The sequence below is a fragment of the Streptomyces sp. NPDC086077 genome (genome assembly GCF_040686175.1).
Taxonomy (GTDB): domain Bacteria; phylum Actinomycetota; class Actinomycetes; order Streptomycetales; family Streptomycetaceae; genus Streptomyces.
Genome location: NZ_JBFBJT010000084.1, coordinates 16,277 through 32,553, shown reverse-complemented (window position 1 = coordinate 32,553; position 16,277 = coordinate 16,277). Strand labels below are relative to the sequence as shown.

Annotated in this window: 16 protein-coding genes and 1 pseudogene; 12 read left to right on the top strand and 5 right to left on the bottom strand. The window is 69.6% G+C overall.

What is annotated here, in order from left to right:
- Positions 1-80: 80 nt before the first annotated feature.
- Positions 81-596 (bottom strand): cupin domain-containing protein, encoded by a 516-nt coding sequence (locus AB0O67_RS23365; protein ID WP_365453114.1) that lies wholly within the window; start codon positions 594-596, stop codon positions 81-83.
- A gap of 297 nt (positions 597-893) precedes the next feature.
- Here AB0O67_RS23365 and aceE point away from each other — a divergent pair, with 297 nt between their 5' ends.
- The 7 genes from aceE (at position 894) to AB0O67_RS23330 (ending at position 9,137) form a co-directional block, all read left to right on the top strand.
- Positions 894-3,581, top strand: a complete 2,688-nt coding sequence (gene aceE, locus AB0O67_RS23360; protein WP_365453111.1) for a pyruvate dehydrogenase (acetyl-transferring), homodimeric type — start codon at positions 894-896, stop codon at positions 3,579-3,581.
- A gap of 198 nt (positions 3,582-3,779) precedes the next feature.
- Positions 3,780-4,241, top strand: coding sequence for an OsmC family protein (locus AB0O67_RS23355; protein ID WP_365453108.1), 462 nt, complete (start codon positions 3,780-3,782; stop codon positions 4,239-4,241).
- A gap of 62 nt (positions 4,242-4,303) precedes the next feature.
- Positions 4,304-5,536, top strand: a complete 1,233-nt coding sequence (locus tag AB0O67_RS23350; protein ID WP_365453105.1) for an FAD-dependent oxidoreductase — start codon at positions 4,304-4,306, stop codon at positions 5,534-5,536.
- Positions 5,537-5,670: 134 nt separating this feature from the next.
- On the top strand, positions 5,671-7,371 hold the full coding sequence (locus tag AB0O67_RS23345) for an FAD-binding protein (protein WP_365453129.1): 1,701 nt from the start codon (positions 5,671-5,673) through the stop codon (positions 7,369-7,371).
- Positions 7,372-7,497: 126 nt separating this feature from the next.
- The gene (locus AB0O67_RS23340) at positions 7,498-8,244 is read left to right on the top strand and encodes an SDR family oxidoreductase (RefSeq protein WP_365453102.1); all 747 of its coding nucleotides are present in this window, start codon (positions 7,498-7,500) and stop codon (positions 8,242-8,244) included.
- A 96-nt stretch (positions 8,245-8,340) separates the two neighbouring features.
- The gene (locus AB0O67_RS23335; RefSeq protein WP_365453099.1) at positions 8,341-8,940 is read left to right on the top strand and encodes a YceI family protein; all 600 of its coding nucleotides are present in this window, start codon (positions 8,341-8,343) and stop codon (positions 8,938-8,940) included.
- Entirely contained in the window at positions 8,940-9,137 is a 198-nt protein-coding gene (locus tag AB0O67_RS23330) for a hypothetical protein (RefSeq protein WP_365453096.1), read from the top strand. Before AB0O67_RS23335 ends, AB0O67_RS23330 begins: the two co-directional genes overlap by 1 nt.
- Before the next feature lie 59 nt (positions 9,138-9,196).
- Here the strand turns inward: AB0O67_RS23330 and AB0O67_RS23325 are convergent, their stop codons facing one another.
- Positions 9,197-10,042 (bottom strand): alpha/beta hydrolase, encoded by an 846-nt coding sequence (locus AB0O67_RS23325; RefSeq protein ID WP_365453093.1) that lies wholly within the window; start codon positions 10,040-10,042, stop codon positions 9,197-9,199.
- Between the two features lie 358 nt (positions 10,043-10,400).
- Here AB0O67_RS23325 and AB0O67_RS23320 point away from each other — a divergent pair, with 358 nt between their 5' ends.
- Entirely contained in the window at positions 10,401-11,252 is an 852-nt protein-coding gene (locus AB0O67_RS23320; protein WP_365453091.1) for an RNA polymerase subunit sigma, read from the top strand.
- 120 nt (positions 11,253-11,372) lie between these two features.
- Here the strand turns inward: AB0O67_RS23320 and AB0O67_RS23315 are convergent.
- Positions 11,373-12,029: pseudogene (locus tag AB0O67_RS23315) on the bottom strand (sigma-70 family RNA polymerase sigma factor); the annotation flags it as partial.
- A 290-nt stretch (positions 12,030-12,319) separates the two neighbouring features.
- Here AB0O67_RS23315 and AB0O67_RS23310 point away from each other — a divergent pair.
- Together AB0O67_RS23310 and AB0O67_RS23305 are read left to right on the top strand one after the other, a co-directional pair.
- Positions 12,320-12,835, top strand: a complete 516-nt coding sequence (locus AB0O67_RS23310; protein ID WP_365453088.1) for a hypothetical protein — start codon at positions 12,320-12,322, stop codon at positions 12,833-12,835.
- Positions 12,836-12,856: 21 nt separating this feature from the next.
- Positions 12,857-13,456, top strand: a complete 600-nt coding sequence (locus AB0O67_RS23305) for a MarR family transcriptional regulator (protein WP_365453126.1) — start codon at positions 12,857-12,859, stop codon at positions 13,454-13,456.
- Between the two features lie 23 nt (positions 13,457-13,479).
- Here the strand turns inward: AB0O67_RS23305 and AB0O67_RS23300 are convergent, their stop codons facing one another.
- Positions 13,480-13,824, bottom strand: a complete 345-nt coding sequence (locus AB0O67_RS23300) for a hypothetical protein (protein WP_365453085.1) — start codon at positions 13,822-13,824, stop codon at positions 13,480-13,482.
- A gap of 217 nt (positions 13,825-14,041) precedes the next feature.
- Positions 14,042-14,785 carry an SDR family oxidoreductase gene (locus tag AB0O67_RS23295; protein WP_365453082.1) on the bottom strand — a complete coding sequence of 248 codons (744 nt, stop codon included), beginning with the start codon at positions 14,783-14,785 and terminating at the stop codon, positions 14,042-14,044.
- A 96-nt stretch (positions 14,786-14,881) separates the two neighbouring features.
- Between AB0O67_RS23295 and AB0O67_RS23290 the strand changes: the two genes are divergently transcribed.
- Together AB0O67_RS23290 and AB0O67_RS23285 are read left to right on the top strand one after the other, a co-directional pair.
- Positions 14,882-15,325: a cupin domain-containing protein gene (locus AB0O67_RS23290; protein ID WP_365453079.1), complete on the top strand. Its 444-nt coding sequence runs from the start codon at positions 14,882-14,884 to the stop codon at positions 15,323-15,325.
- Between the two features lie 122 nt (positions 15,326-15,447).
- Entirely contained in the window at positions 15,448-16,215 is a 768-nt protein-coding gene (locus AB0O67_RS23285) for a hypothetical protein (protein WP_365453076.1), read from the top strand.
- Positions 16,216-16,277 lie beyond the last annotated feature (62 nt).

The following is a 16,277-nucleotide window of genomic DNA, read 5'->3' as shown; positions in this document are numbered from 1 at the left end:
AATACACCCCCTCCGTGTTCGGGGGGGGGGGGCCCGCCCCCCGGGTGGGGGCGGGCCCCACGTCTCGTCGCCGGGCGGGCTCAGGCCTTGCCCGGCCCTCCCTCGGTCTCGACGAAGAACGAGTCGTGCCGGGCGAGGAACTTCTGGAACTCCTCGCCGCCCTTGGCGGCCATCTCCCCGACCCGCTCGAAGTACTCCTCGCGGGGCGCGCCGGGCACGAAGAGCAGCAGCATGGTCACGCTCGCGTCCGAGTCGTTCCGGAACGCGTGCAGCCCGCCGACCGGTACGTACAGGAAGTCCCCGGCGCGCCCGGTGACCCACCGCTCGCCGTTGAACAGGCTCAGCTGCCCGTCCAGTACGAAGAACGACTCCGAGATCGACCGGTGGAAGTGCGTGCTCGGTCCGGGCGAATGCGCGACCAGTTCGACCCGGTAGAGGCCGAACTCGCCGCCCGTCGTGGCATGCGTCGCCACATAACTGGTCCGGTTGCCCGATCCGGCGGTCAGGTCGGCCGGCGTGTCGGCCTCCCTGAGGACCGCGTTGATCTCACCCCCGTCGCCGAGATAGCGCGGCTTCGGATACTCGGGAAACGACATGACGGGCTCCCTTCGAGCAACGGCTCACGGCGAAGGTTCCGGGCCCCCTTCCACTATCGCGTGAGCAGCCGGAGCCTGCCGCTCACCGTGACCACTCCGCCGCCCCGCCGGCCGTGTCACATTCCGGCCAGTGGCCCGGTCAGTAGTACGACGGCACTCGTCGGTGACCCAGTCGCGTACAACGGTGTCACAACACTGGCAGCGCCGCTGTTGTCGGGCGACGAGCGACCGGCACCCGGCACGTCCGGGTCCGTCACCGCCGTTCCCCCTCCCCCACGCCGTGACAGGAAGGCTGCCATGAGTGACCCGGTTCGCCCCGTAGAGGCCGCTGCGACGAGCGAGCTCGACCAGCTACCCGACCGTGACGCCGAGGAGACTGCGGAATGGCAGGCCTCGCTGGACGCGGTGATGAGGAACGCGGGACCGGAACGGGCCGCCTACCTGCTGCGACGCGTCCATGAACACGCGGCTCGATCCGGCGTGGCGCTGCCCGGGCTCCTCTCCTCGGACTACGTCAACACGATCCCGGCCTCGGCGCAGCCGCCGTTTCCCGGAGACCTCGCCATGGAATCCCGGATCACGGCGTGGAACAGATGGAACGCGGCAGCGATGGTGTCCCGTGGCTCACACCTGGGTCTCGGCGGCCACATCGCCACCTACGCCTCGGCGGCGTGGCTCTACGAGATCGGGTTCAACCACTTCTTCCGGGGCAAGGACGAGGACGGTTCCGGCGATCAGCTGTACGTGCAGGGGCACGCGTCGCCGGGCATCTACGCCCGCGTGTTCCTGGAAGGGCGGCTGCGCGAGGACCAGCTGGACGGTTTCCGGCGCGAGACCGGCGGCAACGGCCTGCCCTCCTACCCGCATCCCCGGCGCCTGCCGTGGCTGTGGGAGTTCCCGACGGTCTCGATGGGTCTCGGCCCCCTGGCGGCCATCTACCAGGCCCGGTTCAACCGCTATCTGCACGACCGGGGAATCAAGGACACCTCGCGTTCGCGGGTCTGGGCCTTCCTCGGCGACGGAGAGACGGACGAACCCGAGGCGACGGCCGCGCTGACGCTCGCCGCCCGCGAGGGCCTCGACAACCTCACCTTCGTCGTGAACTGCAACCTGCAGCGCCTCGACGGTCCGGTACGGTCCAATTCCAAGATCGTTCAGGAGCTTGAGGCGCGCTTTCGCGGAGCCGGCTGGAACGTGGTCAAGTCCCTGTGGGGCGAGGCCTGGGACACCGTGCTGCACCAGGACACCGACGGCGCGCTCGTACGCCGCCTCGCCGCGGTGCCCGACGCCCAGATGCAGACGTACGCCGCGCGGGACGCCGCCTACCTGCGCGAGCACTTCTTCACCGGCGACGCGCTCGCCGGTGTCGCCGCGGGGCTGAGCGACGCCCGGCTCACCGAGATGTTCAGGCACTCGCGCGGCGGCCACGAGCCGCTCAAGGTGTATGCCGCCTACCGGGCCGCGGTCGAGCACCGGGGGGCGCCGACCGTCGTCCTCGTACAGACGGTGAAGGGCCATATGCTCGGGCCTGACTTCGAGTCGCGCAACGCCAACCATCAGATGAAGAAGCTCACGACGAGCCAGTTCCGGGATCTGCGCGACGCGCTGGAGCTTCCCATACCCGACAGCGCGCTGAGCGGGGACGTGGTGCCGTTCCGACACCCCGGGGCACAGTCTCCGGAAGCGCGGTATCTGCGGGAGCGCCGCGCCGCCCTGGGAGGCCCCGCCCCGGTGCGCAGGGTCCTCGCCAAGCCGCTGCCACAGCCGCCGTCCCGGCCCTTCGAGGCGCTCCGCAAGGGTTTCGGCAGGCAGGAGGTGGCCACGACGATGGCGCTCGTCCGCCTCGTCAAGGACCTGATGCGCGACCCGGGGACAGGGCGACGCTGGGTGCCGATCATCCCCGACGAGGCCCGTACCTTCGGCATGGAGTCGCTGTTCCCCACGGCCGGGATCTACTCACCGGACGGCCAGACCTACGACCCGGTCGACGCCGACCAGCTCCTCCACTACCGGGAGGCCAAGAACGGCCAGCTCATCGACGAGGGCATCACCGAGGCCGGCTCGATGGCCGAGTTCACCGCTGCGGCGACCTCGTACGCCACCCACGGCGAACCGATGATCCCGTTCTACATCTTCTACGCGATGTTCGGGTTCCAGCGCACCGGTGACCAGTTCTGGGCGCTGGCCGACCAGTTGGGTCGCGGTTTCGTCATCGGCGCGACAGCCGGCCGTACGACGATGACCGGGGAGGGCCTGCAGCACGCCGACGGGCACTCCCACCTGCTGTCGTCCACCAATCCGGCGGCGGTGAGCTACGACCCGGCCTTCGCCTACGAGATCGCGGTGATCGTCAGGGAGGGGCTGCGGCGGATGTACGGCGAGCGGCCCGAGGACGTCTTCTACTACCTGACGGTATACAACGAGGCGAAGCCGCAGCCCCCCATGCCTGCCGAACCGTCGATCGAGGAGGCGATCCTGCGCGGCATCTACCGCTACCGGGAGGCCGACGTCCTCGGTTCCGGGCCGCGGATCCAGCTGCTGGCCTCCGGAACGGCGATCCACTGGGCGCTGGAGGCCCAGGACCTCCTGGCGTCCCACTGGGGCGTTCACGCGGACGTCTGGTCGGTGACCTCCTGGACGGAGCTGCGCCGCGACGCGTTGAGCGCCGACCGGGCACGACTGCGCGGTGAGCAGCGCGAGCCGTACGTGACCCGTGCGCTCGCGGGGGCGCAAGGTCCGGTCCTGGCCGTCAGCGACTGGATGCGGCAGGTGCCGGACCAGATCAGTCAGTGGGTGCAGCAGGACTACTCGTCCCTGGGGACGGACGGCTTCGGGCTCTCCGACACCAGGGAGGCGGTGCGCCGCTACTTCCACGTGGACCCCGAATCGATCGTGGTGGCGGCCCTGGACCGGCTGGCCCGGACGGGAGCTGTCGACCAGGAGACGGTCACGAAGGCCCGCGACCGCTACCACTGGCAGGGCTGACCCGGCCCTGCCCTTCGACGGCCACTCGCTCCGTCCCCGGCCGGACGACCGGGGACCTGCGAAGCGGACGCTGTCACACGGGCGGTGCCCGCGCTGTCCTACTGGTACCGAGCGAGCCGCCTTCCCGCGGACTCGCCCCTTCATCCGGTGACCACCGACCTGAGCGGTGCACCCCCACCCCCGGAGAGGCGGACACTGATGTCCGGACGCCCCGTTTCGGTCCGTGAAGGCCGGCGTCTCGCCCGTTCCATCACGGTCGGGCCGCACACCCTGACAGCCGACGAGCCCGAGCCGCTCAGCGCGGACACGGGGCCCACGCCGGTGGAAGTCCTGCTGGCCGCCCTCGGGTCGTGCACCTCCATGGCGGTCCGCGCCTATGCGGACCGGCAGGGGTGGCCTCTCGACCGGGTCGATGTCGACGTGCGGTTCGACTCACGTGGGCAGATCGTCAAGGGCATCAGGCTGACGGGCGACCTGGACCCCCGGCAGACGGAGCGGCTGCTGGCGGTGGCCGGCCGTTGCCCTGTGCATCGGCTGCTGACGGGGGACGTCTCCGTGGTCACCGTGCCGACGGTCGTGGCACCCCCGGCGGCTCCCAGGCCCGGACGCCGTAGCGGGCGACCGGCCACAGGGGGCGCGCTCGGGCGGTCTCAAGGATGATTTTCACAGCTACGGCCCGCAGCAGCGCACAGCGGCGCTGCGGATCTGAGACGAGGAGCATCATGTCCCCTTCGAACACCTTCGTGATCGTCGGCGGTGGTCTGGCCGCGGCCAAGGCGGCGGAGGCGCTGCGGAAAGAGGGCCACAGCGGCCCGCTCCTCGTCATCGGCGACGAGCAGGAGCGGCCGTACATCCGGCCGCCGCTGTCCAAGGGCTATCTGCTGGGCAAGGAGGAGCGGGACTCGATCTTCGTGCACTCCGAGGACTGGTACACGGAGCACGAGGTCGAGCTGCTGCTGGGCACGAGCGCGCGAGCGGTGGATCCGGGCGCCAGGGAGGTGGAGCTGGACGGCGGGCGCCGGGTGGGGTACGACAGGCTGCTCCTGGCGACCGGCTCTTCCCCGCGTCGTCTGTCCGTCCCGGGTGCGGATCTCGACAACGTCCTGTACCTGCGGCGCGTCGGAGAGAGCGAGCGCCTCAAGGCCGCCTTCTCCGAGGGGGCGAGGATCGTCGTGGTCGGCGGCGGATGGATCGGGCTCGAGACCGCCGCGGCCGCCCGGACGGCCGGGGCGGAGGTGACCGTGCTCGAACGCTCGGAGCTGCCGCTGCTGAAGGTGCTGGGTCGTGAGGCCGCCGAGGTGTTCGCCGCGCTGCACCGGGAGCACGGCGTGGAACTGCGCCCGCACGCGGAGGTCGAGCGCCTCACCGGGTCCGCCGGCCGTGTGGACGGGGTCCAGCTCACCGACGGCACCCACCTCGGCGCCGACGCGGTGGTCGTGGGCATCGGCATCACCCCCAATGTCCGCCTCGCCCAGGAAGCGGGCCTTGAGGTACGCGACGGCATCGTCACCGACGCGCATCTGCGGACCTCGGCGGCCGACATCTTCGCGGCCGGTGACGTCGCCAACGCCTACCATCCGGTGCTGGACCGCCACCTGCGCGTCGAGCACTGGGCCAACGCCCTGAACCAGCCGGGGACGGCCGCGCTGAGCATGCTGGGCAAGGAGGCCGTCTACGACAGGCTGCCGTACTTCTACACGGATCAGTACGACCTCGGCATGGAGTACACGGGCTACGTCGAGCCCGGCGGCTACGACCGCGTCGTCTTCCGGGGTGACACGGCGGCACGGGAATTCATCGCCTTCTGGATGTCGGGGAACCGGGTCCTGGCGGGTATGAATGTCAACGTGTGGGACGTCATCGACCCCATCCGCGACCTGGTCCTGTCCAGGGCCGACATCGACGACGCCCGCCTCCGCGACCCCGGCGTCCCGCTGGACGCCCTCGTCACCTGACAGCGCTCCGCCCTCCGGCCCATCCGCCGGAAGTCGGCCCGTCTGTCACACATACCTCGATCGTCCGGTCGTACTGAGTGACCAACAAGCCGATCGGAGCAATCGTGTCTCTCACTGAACAACGTCTCTCCACCATGGTGCTGGTGATCGGCACCGGTGGAGCCGGCCTGCGGGCGGCGATCGAGCTGGCCGAGGCCGGAATCGACGTCCTCGCCGTCGGCAAGCGCGCCAAGGAGGACGCGCACACGGCCCTCGCCGCGGGAGGCATCAACGCGGCCCTGGCCACCATGGACCCCGGGGACACGTGGCAGCAGCACGCCGCCGACACCCTCAAGGAGAGCTACCTCCTCGCCGATCCCCGCACCGTCGAGATGGTGACCCAGGGTGCCGCCCGCGGCATCGACGACCTGGAGCGCTACGGCATGGCCTTCGCCAGGGAGGAGGACGGCCGTATCTCGCAGCGCTTCTTCGGCGCGCACAAGTTCCGCCGCACCGCCTTCGCCGGCGACTACACCGGCCTGGAGATCCAGCGCACCCTCGTCGCGCGGGCCGCTCAGCTCAAGGTGCCCATGCTCGACAGCGTGTACATCACCCGGCTCCTGGTCCACGACGGGGCCGTCTTCGGGGCCTACGGCTTCGACCTGACGAACGGGAAGCGCTACCTGATCCACGCCGACGCGGTGATCCTCGCGGCCGGCGGCCACACCCGTATCTGGCGCCGCACCTCCTCGCGACGCGACGAGAACACCGGTGACTCGTTCCGGCTCGCGGTCGAGGCCGGGGCCCGGCTGCGCGACCCGGAGCTGGTGCAGTTCCACCCCTCCGGGATCATCGAGCCGGAGAACGCGGCCGGCACCCTGGTCAGCGAGGCGGCGCGCGGGGAGGGCGGCATCCTGCGCAACGCGCTCGGCGAGCGCTACATGGACCGCTACGACCCCGAGCGCATGGAGCTCTCCACCCGCGACCGCGTGGCCCTCGCGTCCTACACGGAGATCAAGGAAGGCCGTGGCACGCCCAACGGCGGAGTGTGGCTCGACGTCTCCCACCTCCCCCGGCAGACGATCATGAACCGGCTCCCCCGGGTCTACCAGACGCTCCTCGACCTGCAGATGCTGGACATCACCCGCGATCCGATCGAGGTCGCGCCCACGGCGCACTACTCGATGGGCGGTGTCTGGGTCCGGCCCGAGGACCACAGCACCGACGTCCGTGGCCTGTACGCCATCGGCGAGGCGTCGAGCGGACTGCACGGCGCCAACCGCCTCGGCGGCAACAGCCTCATCGAACTGCTGGTCTTCGGCCGCATCACGGGCCAGGCGGCTGCCGCCTACTCGGAGTCGCTGAAGGCGCAGCCTCGGTCGGCATCCGCGGTGGCCGAGGCCCGTGCGGAGGTCGACGGCCTGCTCGCGGCGGACGGGCACGAGAACGTCCGCGCCCTGCAGCGCGCGTTGCGCAACACCATGACCGAACACGCCGGCGTCGTACGCGACGAGCAGGGGCTGCGCACCGGGCTGGCGGAGCTGAGCGCGATCGAGGAGCGCATGGACGACATCGGCGTCCATCCCGACATCGCCGGCTTCCAGGACCTCGCGCACGCCTTCGACCTCAAGGCCGCGGCCCTGGCCGCGCGGGCCACGCTCGAAGCGGCGCTCGAACGCCGTGAGACGCGCGGCTGCCACAACCGCAGCGACTACCCGGACATGGATCCCGAGCTGCGGGTCAACCTCGTGTGGTCGCCGAGCACGGGGGTCACCCGCGAAGCCATTCCCGCCGTTCCGGAGGAGATCTCCGCTCTGATGCACGAAGTCTCGACCGACGGCAAGCTCGTGGAGTAGCCGACCGGTTCGGCCGGCGTGTCACAAACACGGTCGGCGTTCTGTCTTCCCTTGTGCAGAGCTCATGAGCCGCGCCGCGCGCGCGGCTCATGTGCAGGGACCATCAAGCATTTTCGAGGTAATCACATGAAGGTTGTAGTGATCGGCGGGACCGGCCTCATCGGCTCCAAGGTGGTCGGCAAGCTCAACGACCACGGCCACGAGGCGGTGGCAGCCGCGCCCAACACCGGCGTCAACACGCTGACGGGTGAGGGTCTGGCGGACGTCCTGAAGGGCGCTTCGGTCGTCGTCGACGTGTCGAACTCCCCCTCGTTCGAGCCCGACGCCGTCATGGAGTTCTTCCGCACCTCCACCACGAACCTCCTCGCGGCGGAGGCGGAGGCCGGTGTGACCCATCATGTCGCGCTCTCCATCGTGGGCACCGAACGGCTGGAGAAGAACGGCTACTTCCGCGCCAAGCTCGCGCAGGAAGGACTCATCAAGGCGTCGGGGATCGGGTACTCCATCGTCCACGCCACGCAGTTCTTCGAGTTCGTGAAGGGGATCGCGGACTCGATGACGGAGGGCGACACGGTGCGTGTCCCCGCCGCGAAGATCCAGCCCATGTACTCCGACGACGTCGCCTCCGCCGTGGCCCGCACGGCCGTCGGCGCGCCGCTGAACGGCGTGGTGGAGATCGCCGGTCCCGAGGCCTTCGACTTCAAGGAGTTCATCGACCAGGGCCTCGCTCCCCACGACGACCCCCGCACGGTGGTGGCGGACGCCCACGCCCAGTACTTCGGTTCCGAACTGGAGGAAGCCAGCCTTCTTCCCGGCCCCGACGCGCAGATCGCCGAGACCCGGTTCACCGACTGGCTCGCGCAGCAGCAGTAGACGCGTTCTCAAGGGGGCCCCTGCGCGGCAGGGGCCCCCTGCACTTCGGCCCATGGGTCCGAGCCAGCACCCATCGCACAAGGAAGGCGGCCAGCCATGCGCAGGAATCGCCGGCAGAACACTGTCTCCACCCCCAGCCCGAACGGGGCCCTGGCCGGTGTGTACATCATGGACCCGGCGCACAGCACCGTCGGTTTCTCCATCCGGCACGCCGTGATGTCGAGTGTGCGGGGGCAGTTCGACTCCTTCGAGGGATTCCTCACGTTCGACGAGGCCCAACCCACCCGGTCCGGGGCCTACTTGAGCATCCGCACCGACAGCCTCAACACGGGGATGCGGGAACGCGACGCGCACCTCACCGGCCCCGGCGTCTTCGACTGCTCGACGTTTCCCCTCATGACCTTCCGCTCCACCGGGCTCGCGCCGGCCGGCGACGGGTGGTTCCACATGTCCGGGAACCTCAGGATCAAGGACGTCGAACTGCCGCTCGTCGTCGACCTCGCATACGCCGGGGCCGCCCGGGGCGTCCGCGGGCAGCACCGCGTCGGGTTCGAGGGCGCAGCCACCCTGCAGCGCTCGGACTGGGGGCTCACCTGGCCCGGGGGGCCGGAGTCAGGAAGCGTACTCGTCCGAGACACGGTGAAGCTGATGTTCGCCATCTCGGCCGTGCAGGTCACCCAGGAGGTCACGGCTTGATGTCCCAGTCCTGCGAGAACCGCATCGCTCTCACCGCCACGATCGAGGCACTGACCGGCAAGGCCGCCGAACTCGAAACGCGTGTGAACGATCTGCACCGGGCGATCGCGGAAGTCAACGAGCAGATGCTGTCCGTGTCCGACGCGCTGCATCGGCTGGCCCGTTCCGGGGTCGATGCCACCGCTGTCGAGGAATGAAACTCACCGGCGTCAAGGGCGGGGTGGCACGATGCCACCCCGCCCTTGTCGTCTGTGCGTCAGCGGACCGAACGGGCCGCGTCCTGGATGATCCTGGTGACGTCGTCGGGACGGGAGACAGTCACCGCGTGCGAAGCGCGCACCTCCAGGGTGCGGGCCTTGGCGCGCTTGGCCATGAAGGTCTGAGCCGCGTGAGGGATGTTGAGGTCCTCGGTGGCCACCAGATACCAGGAGGGGATGGTCTTCCAGGCGGGCTCGGCAGCCTTCTCCTCCAGGGCGACGTTGGTCGCGGGCCGCTGGGTGACCGCCATGAGCCCGGCGGTGCTCTCCGGAACGTCCGCGGCGAACTGCTTGGGGAACTTCCGCTGGTCGATGTAGAGGTCGACACCCTGGGAGCCGTCGGGCAGGGTTACCGGCACGGGCGGACGCAGGGCGTCGCCGAGCGTGCTGTTGAACTTGGCGGCCAGGTCGAACGCGCTCTCCCCCTTGTCCGGAGCGAAGGCGGCGATGTACACCAGCGCCTCGACGTTGTCGGCGCCCTTGGCCGCGTTGCTGATGACCGCTCCGCCGTAGGAATGGCCGGCGAGTACGACCGGCCCCTCGATGTCGGCGACCAGTTCCCTCACGTACTCGGCGTCGCCGCTCAGGCTGCGCAGCGGATTGGACGCGGCCACGACCGGATAGCCCTCACGCTTCAGCTTCTTCACGACGCCGTTCCAGCTGCTGGAATCGGCGAAAGCTCCGTGGACGAGCACCACGGTCGGCTTGCGGGTATGCGGGGAGGAATCCTGACCGGCGCTCGCGGGCGCGGCGTCGGCCGTGGCGACGAGAGCGGCGGCGACGGTCGCCGTGGTCACCACGGCGAGTGGGACACGAACATTTCGGTAGCGGGAATGCTTGCTCATGCTGGGCCTTTCGGGGGGTATGTCGAAGAGAGCCGCGTGTGAGGCTCCTTGGTCTGCACGCTGCTGCGTTGCTTCCGTGCATATGACAGGACGCCCGCAGAAGGTGTGACAGCTGCCCATCAGAGTGATCCCGTCACAGTGTGATTCGCGGACCGAAACCGCACACTGTGGCAGTCCGCACGCTCGAGGCGCTCACCGAGAGGTCCCGGCTGGGACACCGCACCGGGCCGATGTCACACGGGCCGCCCGCGTCCGGTCTCAGTTGTCGAACGCACGAGAGTGGGACGAGCATGCTGCCGACCGGGCCTTTGGGGCTCCTGCTGCGGCGTAGCGCCCTGCGAGAGAGGGAGGATGCCGCATGGACCGTGCCCATGACGAGCTGCCGCTCGAGGAACTGCTCGACGAGCGACGGCATCTGCTGGAGGCCGCCTACCGGATGCTGGGGAGCACCGGTGCGGCCGAGAGCGTCATCGACGAGACGTACCGGCGGTGGTTCGAGCTGCCCGGTCCGGCGCGAGCGCGCATCGACGCGCCCGGTCCCTGGCTCGCCGGCGTCGCGTACAGCATCTGCCGGGCCCGGCTGGCCGGGACGGGCCCTGGGCAGGGCTGGGCGGCGCGGCCCGAGGAAAGGCTCGGGAAAGAGGTCGGCGCGATGCTCCGCCGTGCGCTGCGGTCCTTCTCCCCGGCCGAGCGGGCGGCGTTCATGCTCAACGAGGTGTTCGGCATCGCGCCGGGCGCGGCGTTCGACAGCGTCGCGCAGCCGAAGGACACCGGACCGACCCATCCGGCACTCGGGAGCCCCCGGCCCCGACGCTCCCCGCCCCCGGGAGCGCAGCGGCAGGACGAGGTGGTCCATGCCTTCCGGCAGGCATGCCTCACGGAGGACGAGGCGCTCCTGGAGTCCTTGCTGGCCCCGGATCCCACGGCAGTCTTCGACGGCGGCGGCAAGGTCAGGGCCTTGGTCACGCCGGTGCACGGCGGCCGCCAGGTCACCCGCACCCTGCTGACGCTGCTGCCCCGCAGCCCCCGCACCAGCCTGCGGATCCGTGACGTCAACGGACGGACCGGTCTCGTGGTGTACTCCGACCGCCAGGTGGCCGCCGTCATCAGCCTGGGCGTCTCCGGCCACCGGATCCAGCAGATCTGCGTCATCCTCAATCCGGACAAGCTCGGTACCTGGAGCGAGCTGGACGACGGCACCTCACCCTGAGCCGCCTCGCGCAACGCGGGGCGGCAGCCCCGTCCAGCGCGAATCTCATCTCCGGAAGCGACGGCGGCAGCGCCGAGGGGGCGGCGCCGAGGCAGCCGCGCTCGAGCCGGAGCGGGGAACAGCCGCGCGCCTGCCGTCGCCGTCGGCCGGGCGGTCGGTGTCCGGCGTGAGGAGAGCCTCCAGCGTGGCGACGTCTCCCGTGCGCGACGCGGAGAGGAAGGCCTCGAGGAGCCGTCGGTGGTCCTCCATGTCAACGGTCCTGCGCCCCTCGGCCGCGAGATGCTTGCGGGCCCTGCTCACGATCTTGCGCGCGTTGACACGTGTGAGCTGAAGGATTTCAGCGATCTCCTCGTATGCGTAGTCGAATGCCTCACGCAGGACGTACGCGGCGCGCTCGGTGGGATTCAGTTTCTCCAGCAGGAGGAGCAGGGCCAGTTCGAGAGCCTCGGCCTGCTCGGCACCCACCTGCGGGTCGCTGCTCGTGTCGATGGGTTCGGGCAGCCACGGGCCGATATAGGTCTCGCGACGCACACGGGCGGACTGAGCCACGTTGATGGCCATCCTCGTGGCCGTGGTCGACAGGAACGCCACGGGGCTGACCACGGCCGCACGATCGGTCTTCTGCCAGCGCAGCCACACTTCCTGTACCACGTCCTCCGCCTCGACCGCGCTTCCCAGCACCCGGTAGGCGATGCCGAAAAGGCGTGGACGGTAGTGCACGAAGACAGAAACGGCCTCCTCCAGGGAACTCTCCTCGGGGGACGTCTCGAGGTGCATCGTCCTGCTGTCTCCGTTCCTGGCCTCGGTCAGCCACGGCTGACTCGTCACATCTGCATCTTTGACCAGGCCCGACCACATTTTGTGACAGCGTTCCGCACCCGAGTCGGTGTCAGACCCGCGGCGTTCGCTTCCCCGGTCAGCACCGTGTTGCGCATTCGCGCGCATCGTCTGTCTTCCGGGGTGCCGTATTGCCTATGATGAAGACGCCCATTCCGGTGCACGGCCGAGCGGCACCGCAGTACGAGTCATCAGGGCGCGACACAATGGGCTGAGAATGAGAGGAACACATGGTCTCCGGCACCCGCGCTCCGCATACCATCGCGGTCACCGCTGAAAGCCTCCACAAGGACCTGGCCCGCCTGGAACTGCAGAGGCAGGCACTGGAGCGGGAACTGGCCGCGGTCGTGGCCCACCTGGGCTCCGTCCAGCGCGCGCTCAGCGCGATCGAGGCCCTGATGCGCGACACGACCGAGGCAGGGCCGACGAACGCGCAGGCGCAGGCGGTACCGGACCTGCCCGCCCCCGAGGCTGCCGCGCCCTCGGACGCCTCCGCCCCCGCCGACACGGACGCCGATTCCGACGCCGACGGCCAGAGGAAGTACGGCCAGCTCACCGAGCAGATCCTCGAGTACTTCGCCACGGTCGGCCAGGCGGACGTGCGGGCCCGTGACGTGGCCGCGGCACTCGGGCGCGACACCGACAGCGGGAGCATCAACGCGGTCCGCAGCACCCTTGATCGTCTCGTCGGCACCTCCCGGATCCGCCGGACCGGCCGGGGTCTGTACCGCGCCAAGCGCTCGTAGCCCGCGACGCCGTCCGCCGTGATGCCGGCACCGACGGTGAAGCAGGCCTCGCCGACGGGCACCGCGCTTTACACTGATCACAACATGGATACCAGATTTCACACTGATCCGGGCGGCAGCGACAGCGTGGATGCCATGCTGGGGCAATGGCGGGGTCAGTGGCCCCAGTTGGACGTCTCGTCCGGTGCCGTGATCGGGCGCGTGCTCCGTGCGGCGCGGCTGACCGAGGAGCTGATGGAGGAGGGGCTGCGACGCCAGGAGGGCAGGAGCATCGCCAATCTGGGGGATCTCGACGTGCTCCTGGCGCTGCGCCGAACAGGTCCTCCGTTCGTGCTGACGCCCGGACAGCTCATGGGGTCCCTGATCGTCTCCTCCGCGGGACTCAGCGGCAGGCTCAAGCGGCTGGAGCGCGCGGGCTGGATCAACCGCACCGCCTCGCCCGATGATCGGCGCAGCTCACGGGTCAGTCTGGCGGAGGACGCACTGCCCGAGTTGGACCGTCGCGTCGAGGCGTACTTCGCTCTGGAGCGGAATCTGGTGTCCGTACTCGAGGCCGAGGAACAGGACGCCGTTGCCGGCGCTCTGCGCAAGTTGCTGGTGAGGCTGGAAACGGCGCCATGAGTCACCCGCCGAGGGCTGTGCGGTCACGCGGCCGTGCCGAGAAGCACGGCGACGCACAGGGTGAGGATCAGCGTGGTGAAGAGCGTCGTCGCGGCGTACGCACCACGGCGCAACCGGGTGTATCGCCGGGCGTGATGCTCTTCCACGGCGGTGATGTGGTCGGTGAGGTGCCGCGTGATCGACTGGGAAACACGGAGTTGCTCCTGCACGTACCACCACTCGATCTCGGCCTTCTGTGTCGGGCTGAGCCCGGTCACACGTGAGACGAAGTCGGTCGCGCGGCGGTGAGCGGTGCGGAGATGGGCCTCCCAGTACAGGAAACCCTCGATGTCGGTCAGGCCGCGCGCGGCCTCGTTGCTGGTGTCCACAAGGTCCTCATGGCAGGAAATGATCGTCGATGTGCACCGCGGTAGGGGTGGGTGCACCGGAACGCGCGGCGCTGCCTGGCAGGACTGCTCGTCGGCGTGGTCCATCGGGCCGGGCCCATTCCGCGAAACCCAGCATATCTCGCTCGCGAGACAACTAGTGGGCCGGGTGGTCCCACCGTGTGACCGTGTGACGGTGCGGGCGCCCGCGGTACCCCTGCTATCGCTGCTGCCGCCGCATCCACTCCTCGTACGTCGTGGTGGCCAGGTCGGCGTCCTTCGGAGCCGTCAGCACGTCACCACCGACCTGAGCGAACATGCCCGCCTCCTCGTCGGTGACCACATGACGTCCGTCGGAGTGCGCCGCCAGCGTGATGCGGCCCAGTTCGTCGAGGTTGTAGACCCCCGGACCGGCAACATTGCGGATGCCCTGCAGCGGAGCCTCGGACGCGGCCCGCGTGACCGCCGCCGCGACATCGGCCGAGGCCATCGGCTGCACCGGAGTGGACGGCAGATGGACGGCGTCACCTTCGGTGGTCCAGGACATGATCGCCTCGACGAATTCGTAGAACTGCGTGGCCCGCACGATCGAGTAGGGCGTGGGACTCTCCCGGAGCGCCTTCTCCTGGATCATCTTGGCCCGGTAGTAATCGAGATCGGGCACCTGGTCCACCCCGACGATCGAGGCGATCACATGGTGACGGACGCCGGCCGCCTCGGCCGCGGCCGCGACGTTGCGCATCGACGTCTCGAAGAAGTCGACGGAGGCGCTGTCGAAAGTCGGCGAATTGGTCAGGTTCACGACCACATCGGCGCCCCGCAGAGCCTCGTCCAAGCCCTTCCCGCTGATCACGTCGACTCCGCTGGACAGCGAAGCGGACACCACTTCGTGGCCGGCCGCCCTCAGTCGCTCCCCTACCTGTGAGCCGAGCAGGCCACTTCCCCCCAGGACGGTGAACTTCATGACCACACCCTTCTGATAGCTGGAATGTACAGAAAAAGAGTAATCTGTTCTGGTATGTCGCACCCGTGCTGCGAGGCACGGACAGGAGGTCGCGTGATGCCGAGCAACGGACCCGACGCAAACTCTCCAGGAAGCCAGGGCCGGCGATCCGAAGCCTGGAAGACCGCCGTGACCGTCATCCAGGAGGCGAAACCGCCCTCTGTCCCGGACGGCGCACACGTCATGACGCTGCTCGTCGAATTTCCCCCGGGAGACCCCGGCACACCCCCGCACCGCCACTTCGGACCAGCCTTCGGCTACGTGCTGGAAGGCGAGATGCTGTTCGAACTGGAGGGCGAACCCGAACGGGTGGTCCGGGCCGGGGAGGCGTTCTGGGAGCCCGGCGGCGACGTGATCCACTACCAGGACGGCAACAACCGCACCGACGTGCCGAGTCGGTTCGTCGTCACGATGATGTGCGAGCCCGACAAACCCATGCTCGTCCTCGTCGACGACGAGGAACTGGAGCAGCGCAAGGACCGGCGGGCCCCTCGGCCCTAGGGCCCTGTCGTCGCACCCCCGTTCGCCCGGCAGCGTCCTGAGTACGCCTACTCATGCCCGGCCGCGCCGGATCCGCGACCATGGCGTTCCGGACGTCGGGGCGCAAGCCGGGAGGCGGGGGCATGGGGAGATTTCTGGCGGGGGTGCTGGCGGTCATGACGGCGGCCGGGGCACTCGTCCTCGCCTACGTGGCGGGGGCGCCGCCGCAGGTGGTGTTCGCCGTCGGAGCGGGCGTGCTGAGTTTGGTGTGGCTGCTGCTCCTGCTCACGCTCCCGTGGAACCTGTACTTCCGGGCCCACGCGGTGCTCGGCGAGATCGCGGTGAGCCGTGAGAAGGGCATCGAGGTCTCCCCTGCCCGGGACGCCGAAGCGACCCGCATCGCCCGCACGATGCTCCGGACGGCCGTCGCGGGCCACATCCTGACCGCGACGCTCGTCCTGGCGGTCACCTGGGCGACGGGCGAGTTCACGGGATACTGGTTCGCCGCCTTCTTTCTGCTGAGCACGTTCTTCCGCCCGGCAGGTGCCTACTTCGGCCAGCTCCGGCGGCGCCTTGGCGCTCTCCTCAAGGACGTCACCCATCCGCGGGACGACGTCGTGGAACTGCACGGCCGACTGGACCGAACCGAGGCCGGGACGCGGGTCCTGGAGGAGAAGACCGAGGAACAGTACCGGGCCCTGGCCGAACTGCGCCGCACGCTGGACGCGCTGGCCATGAGCACGTACGAACGCGCCGAGGAGGCGGACCGTCGAATCGCCGCGCTGGGCCGGGAGTTCGAGGCCACGGTGAACCGTCTCACCGACAACCAGGAGATCATCGCGGGGGTGAAGGCGTTCCTGCGCCTGCTGCACTCCACGGACGCGACGGACGGCGCCCGGGCCTCCGGCTGAGACGGGACGCACGGTACGGCGCCCGGGGCCGACGGCTCCCGCCGTCGGCCCCGGGCCCGTCG

Coding starts and splice junctions, on each gene's coding strand:
- AB0O67_RS23365 (WP_365453114.1), bottom strand. CDS start 596: ATGTCGTTTCCCGAGTATCCGAAGCCGCGCTATCTCGGCGACGGGGGT.
- aceE (WP_365453111.1), top strand. CDS start 894: ATGAGTGACCCGGTTCGCCCCGTAGAGGCCGCTGCGACGAGCGAGCTC.
- AB0O67_RS23355 (WP_365453108.1), top strand. CDS start 3,780: ATGTCCGGACGCCCCGTTTCGGTCCGTGAAGGCCGGCGTCTCGCCCGT.
- AB0O67_RS23350 (WP_365453105.1), top strand. CDS start 4,304: ATGTCCCCTTCGAACACCTTCGTGATCGTCGGCGGTGGTCTGGCCGCG.
- AB0O67_RS23345 (WP_365453129.1), top strand. CDS start 5,671: ATGGTGCTGGTGATCGGCACCGGTGGAGCCGGCCTGCGGGCGGCGATC.
- AB0O67_RS23340 (WP_365453102.1), top strand. CDS start 7,498: ATGAAGGTTGTAGTGATCGGCGGGACCGGCCTCATCGGCTCCAAGGTG.
- AB0O67_RS23335 (WP_365453099.1), top strand. CDS start 8,341: ATGCGCAGGAATCGCCGGCAGAACACTGTCTCCACCCCCAGCCCGAAC.
- AB0O67_RS23330 (WP_365453096.1), top strand. CDS start 8,940: ATGTCCCAGTCCTGCGAGAACCGCATCGCTCTCACCGCCACGATCGAG.
- AB0O67_RS23325 (WP_365453093.1), bottom strand. CDS start 10,042: ATGAGCAAGCATTCCCGCTACCGAAATGTTCGTGTCCCACTCGCCGTG.
- AB0O67_RS23320 (WP_365453091.1), top strand. CDS start 10,401: ATGGACCGTGCCCATGACGAGCTGCCGCTCGAGGAACTGCTCGACGAG.
- AB0O67_RS23310 (WP_365453088.1), top strand. CDS start 12,320: ATGGTCTCCGGCACCCGCGCTCCGCATACCATCGCGGTCACCGCTGAA.
- AB0O67_RS23305 (WP_365453126.1), top strand. CDS start 12,857: ATGCCGGCACCGACGGTGAAGCAGGCCTCGCCGACGGGCACCGCGCTT.
- AB0O67_RS23295 (WP_365453082.1), bottom strand. CDS start 14,785: ATGAAGTTCACCGTCCTGGGGGGAAGTGGCCTGCTCGGCTCACAGGTA.
- AB0O67_RS23290 (WP_365453079.1), top strand. CDS start 14,882: ATGCCGAGCAACGGACCCGACGCAAACTCTCCAGGAAGCCAGGGCCGG.
- AB0O67_RS23285 (WP_365453076.1), top strand. CDS start 15,448: ATGGGGAGATTTCTGGCGGGGGTGCTGGCGGTCATGACGGCGGCCGGG.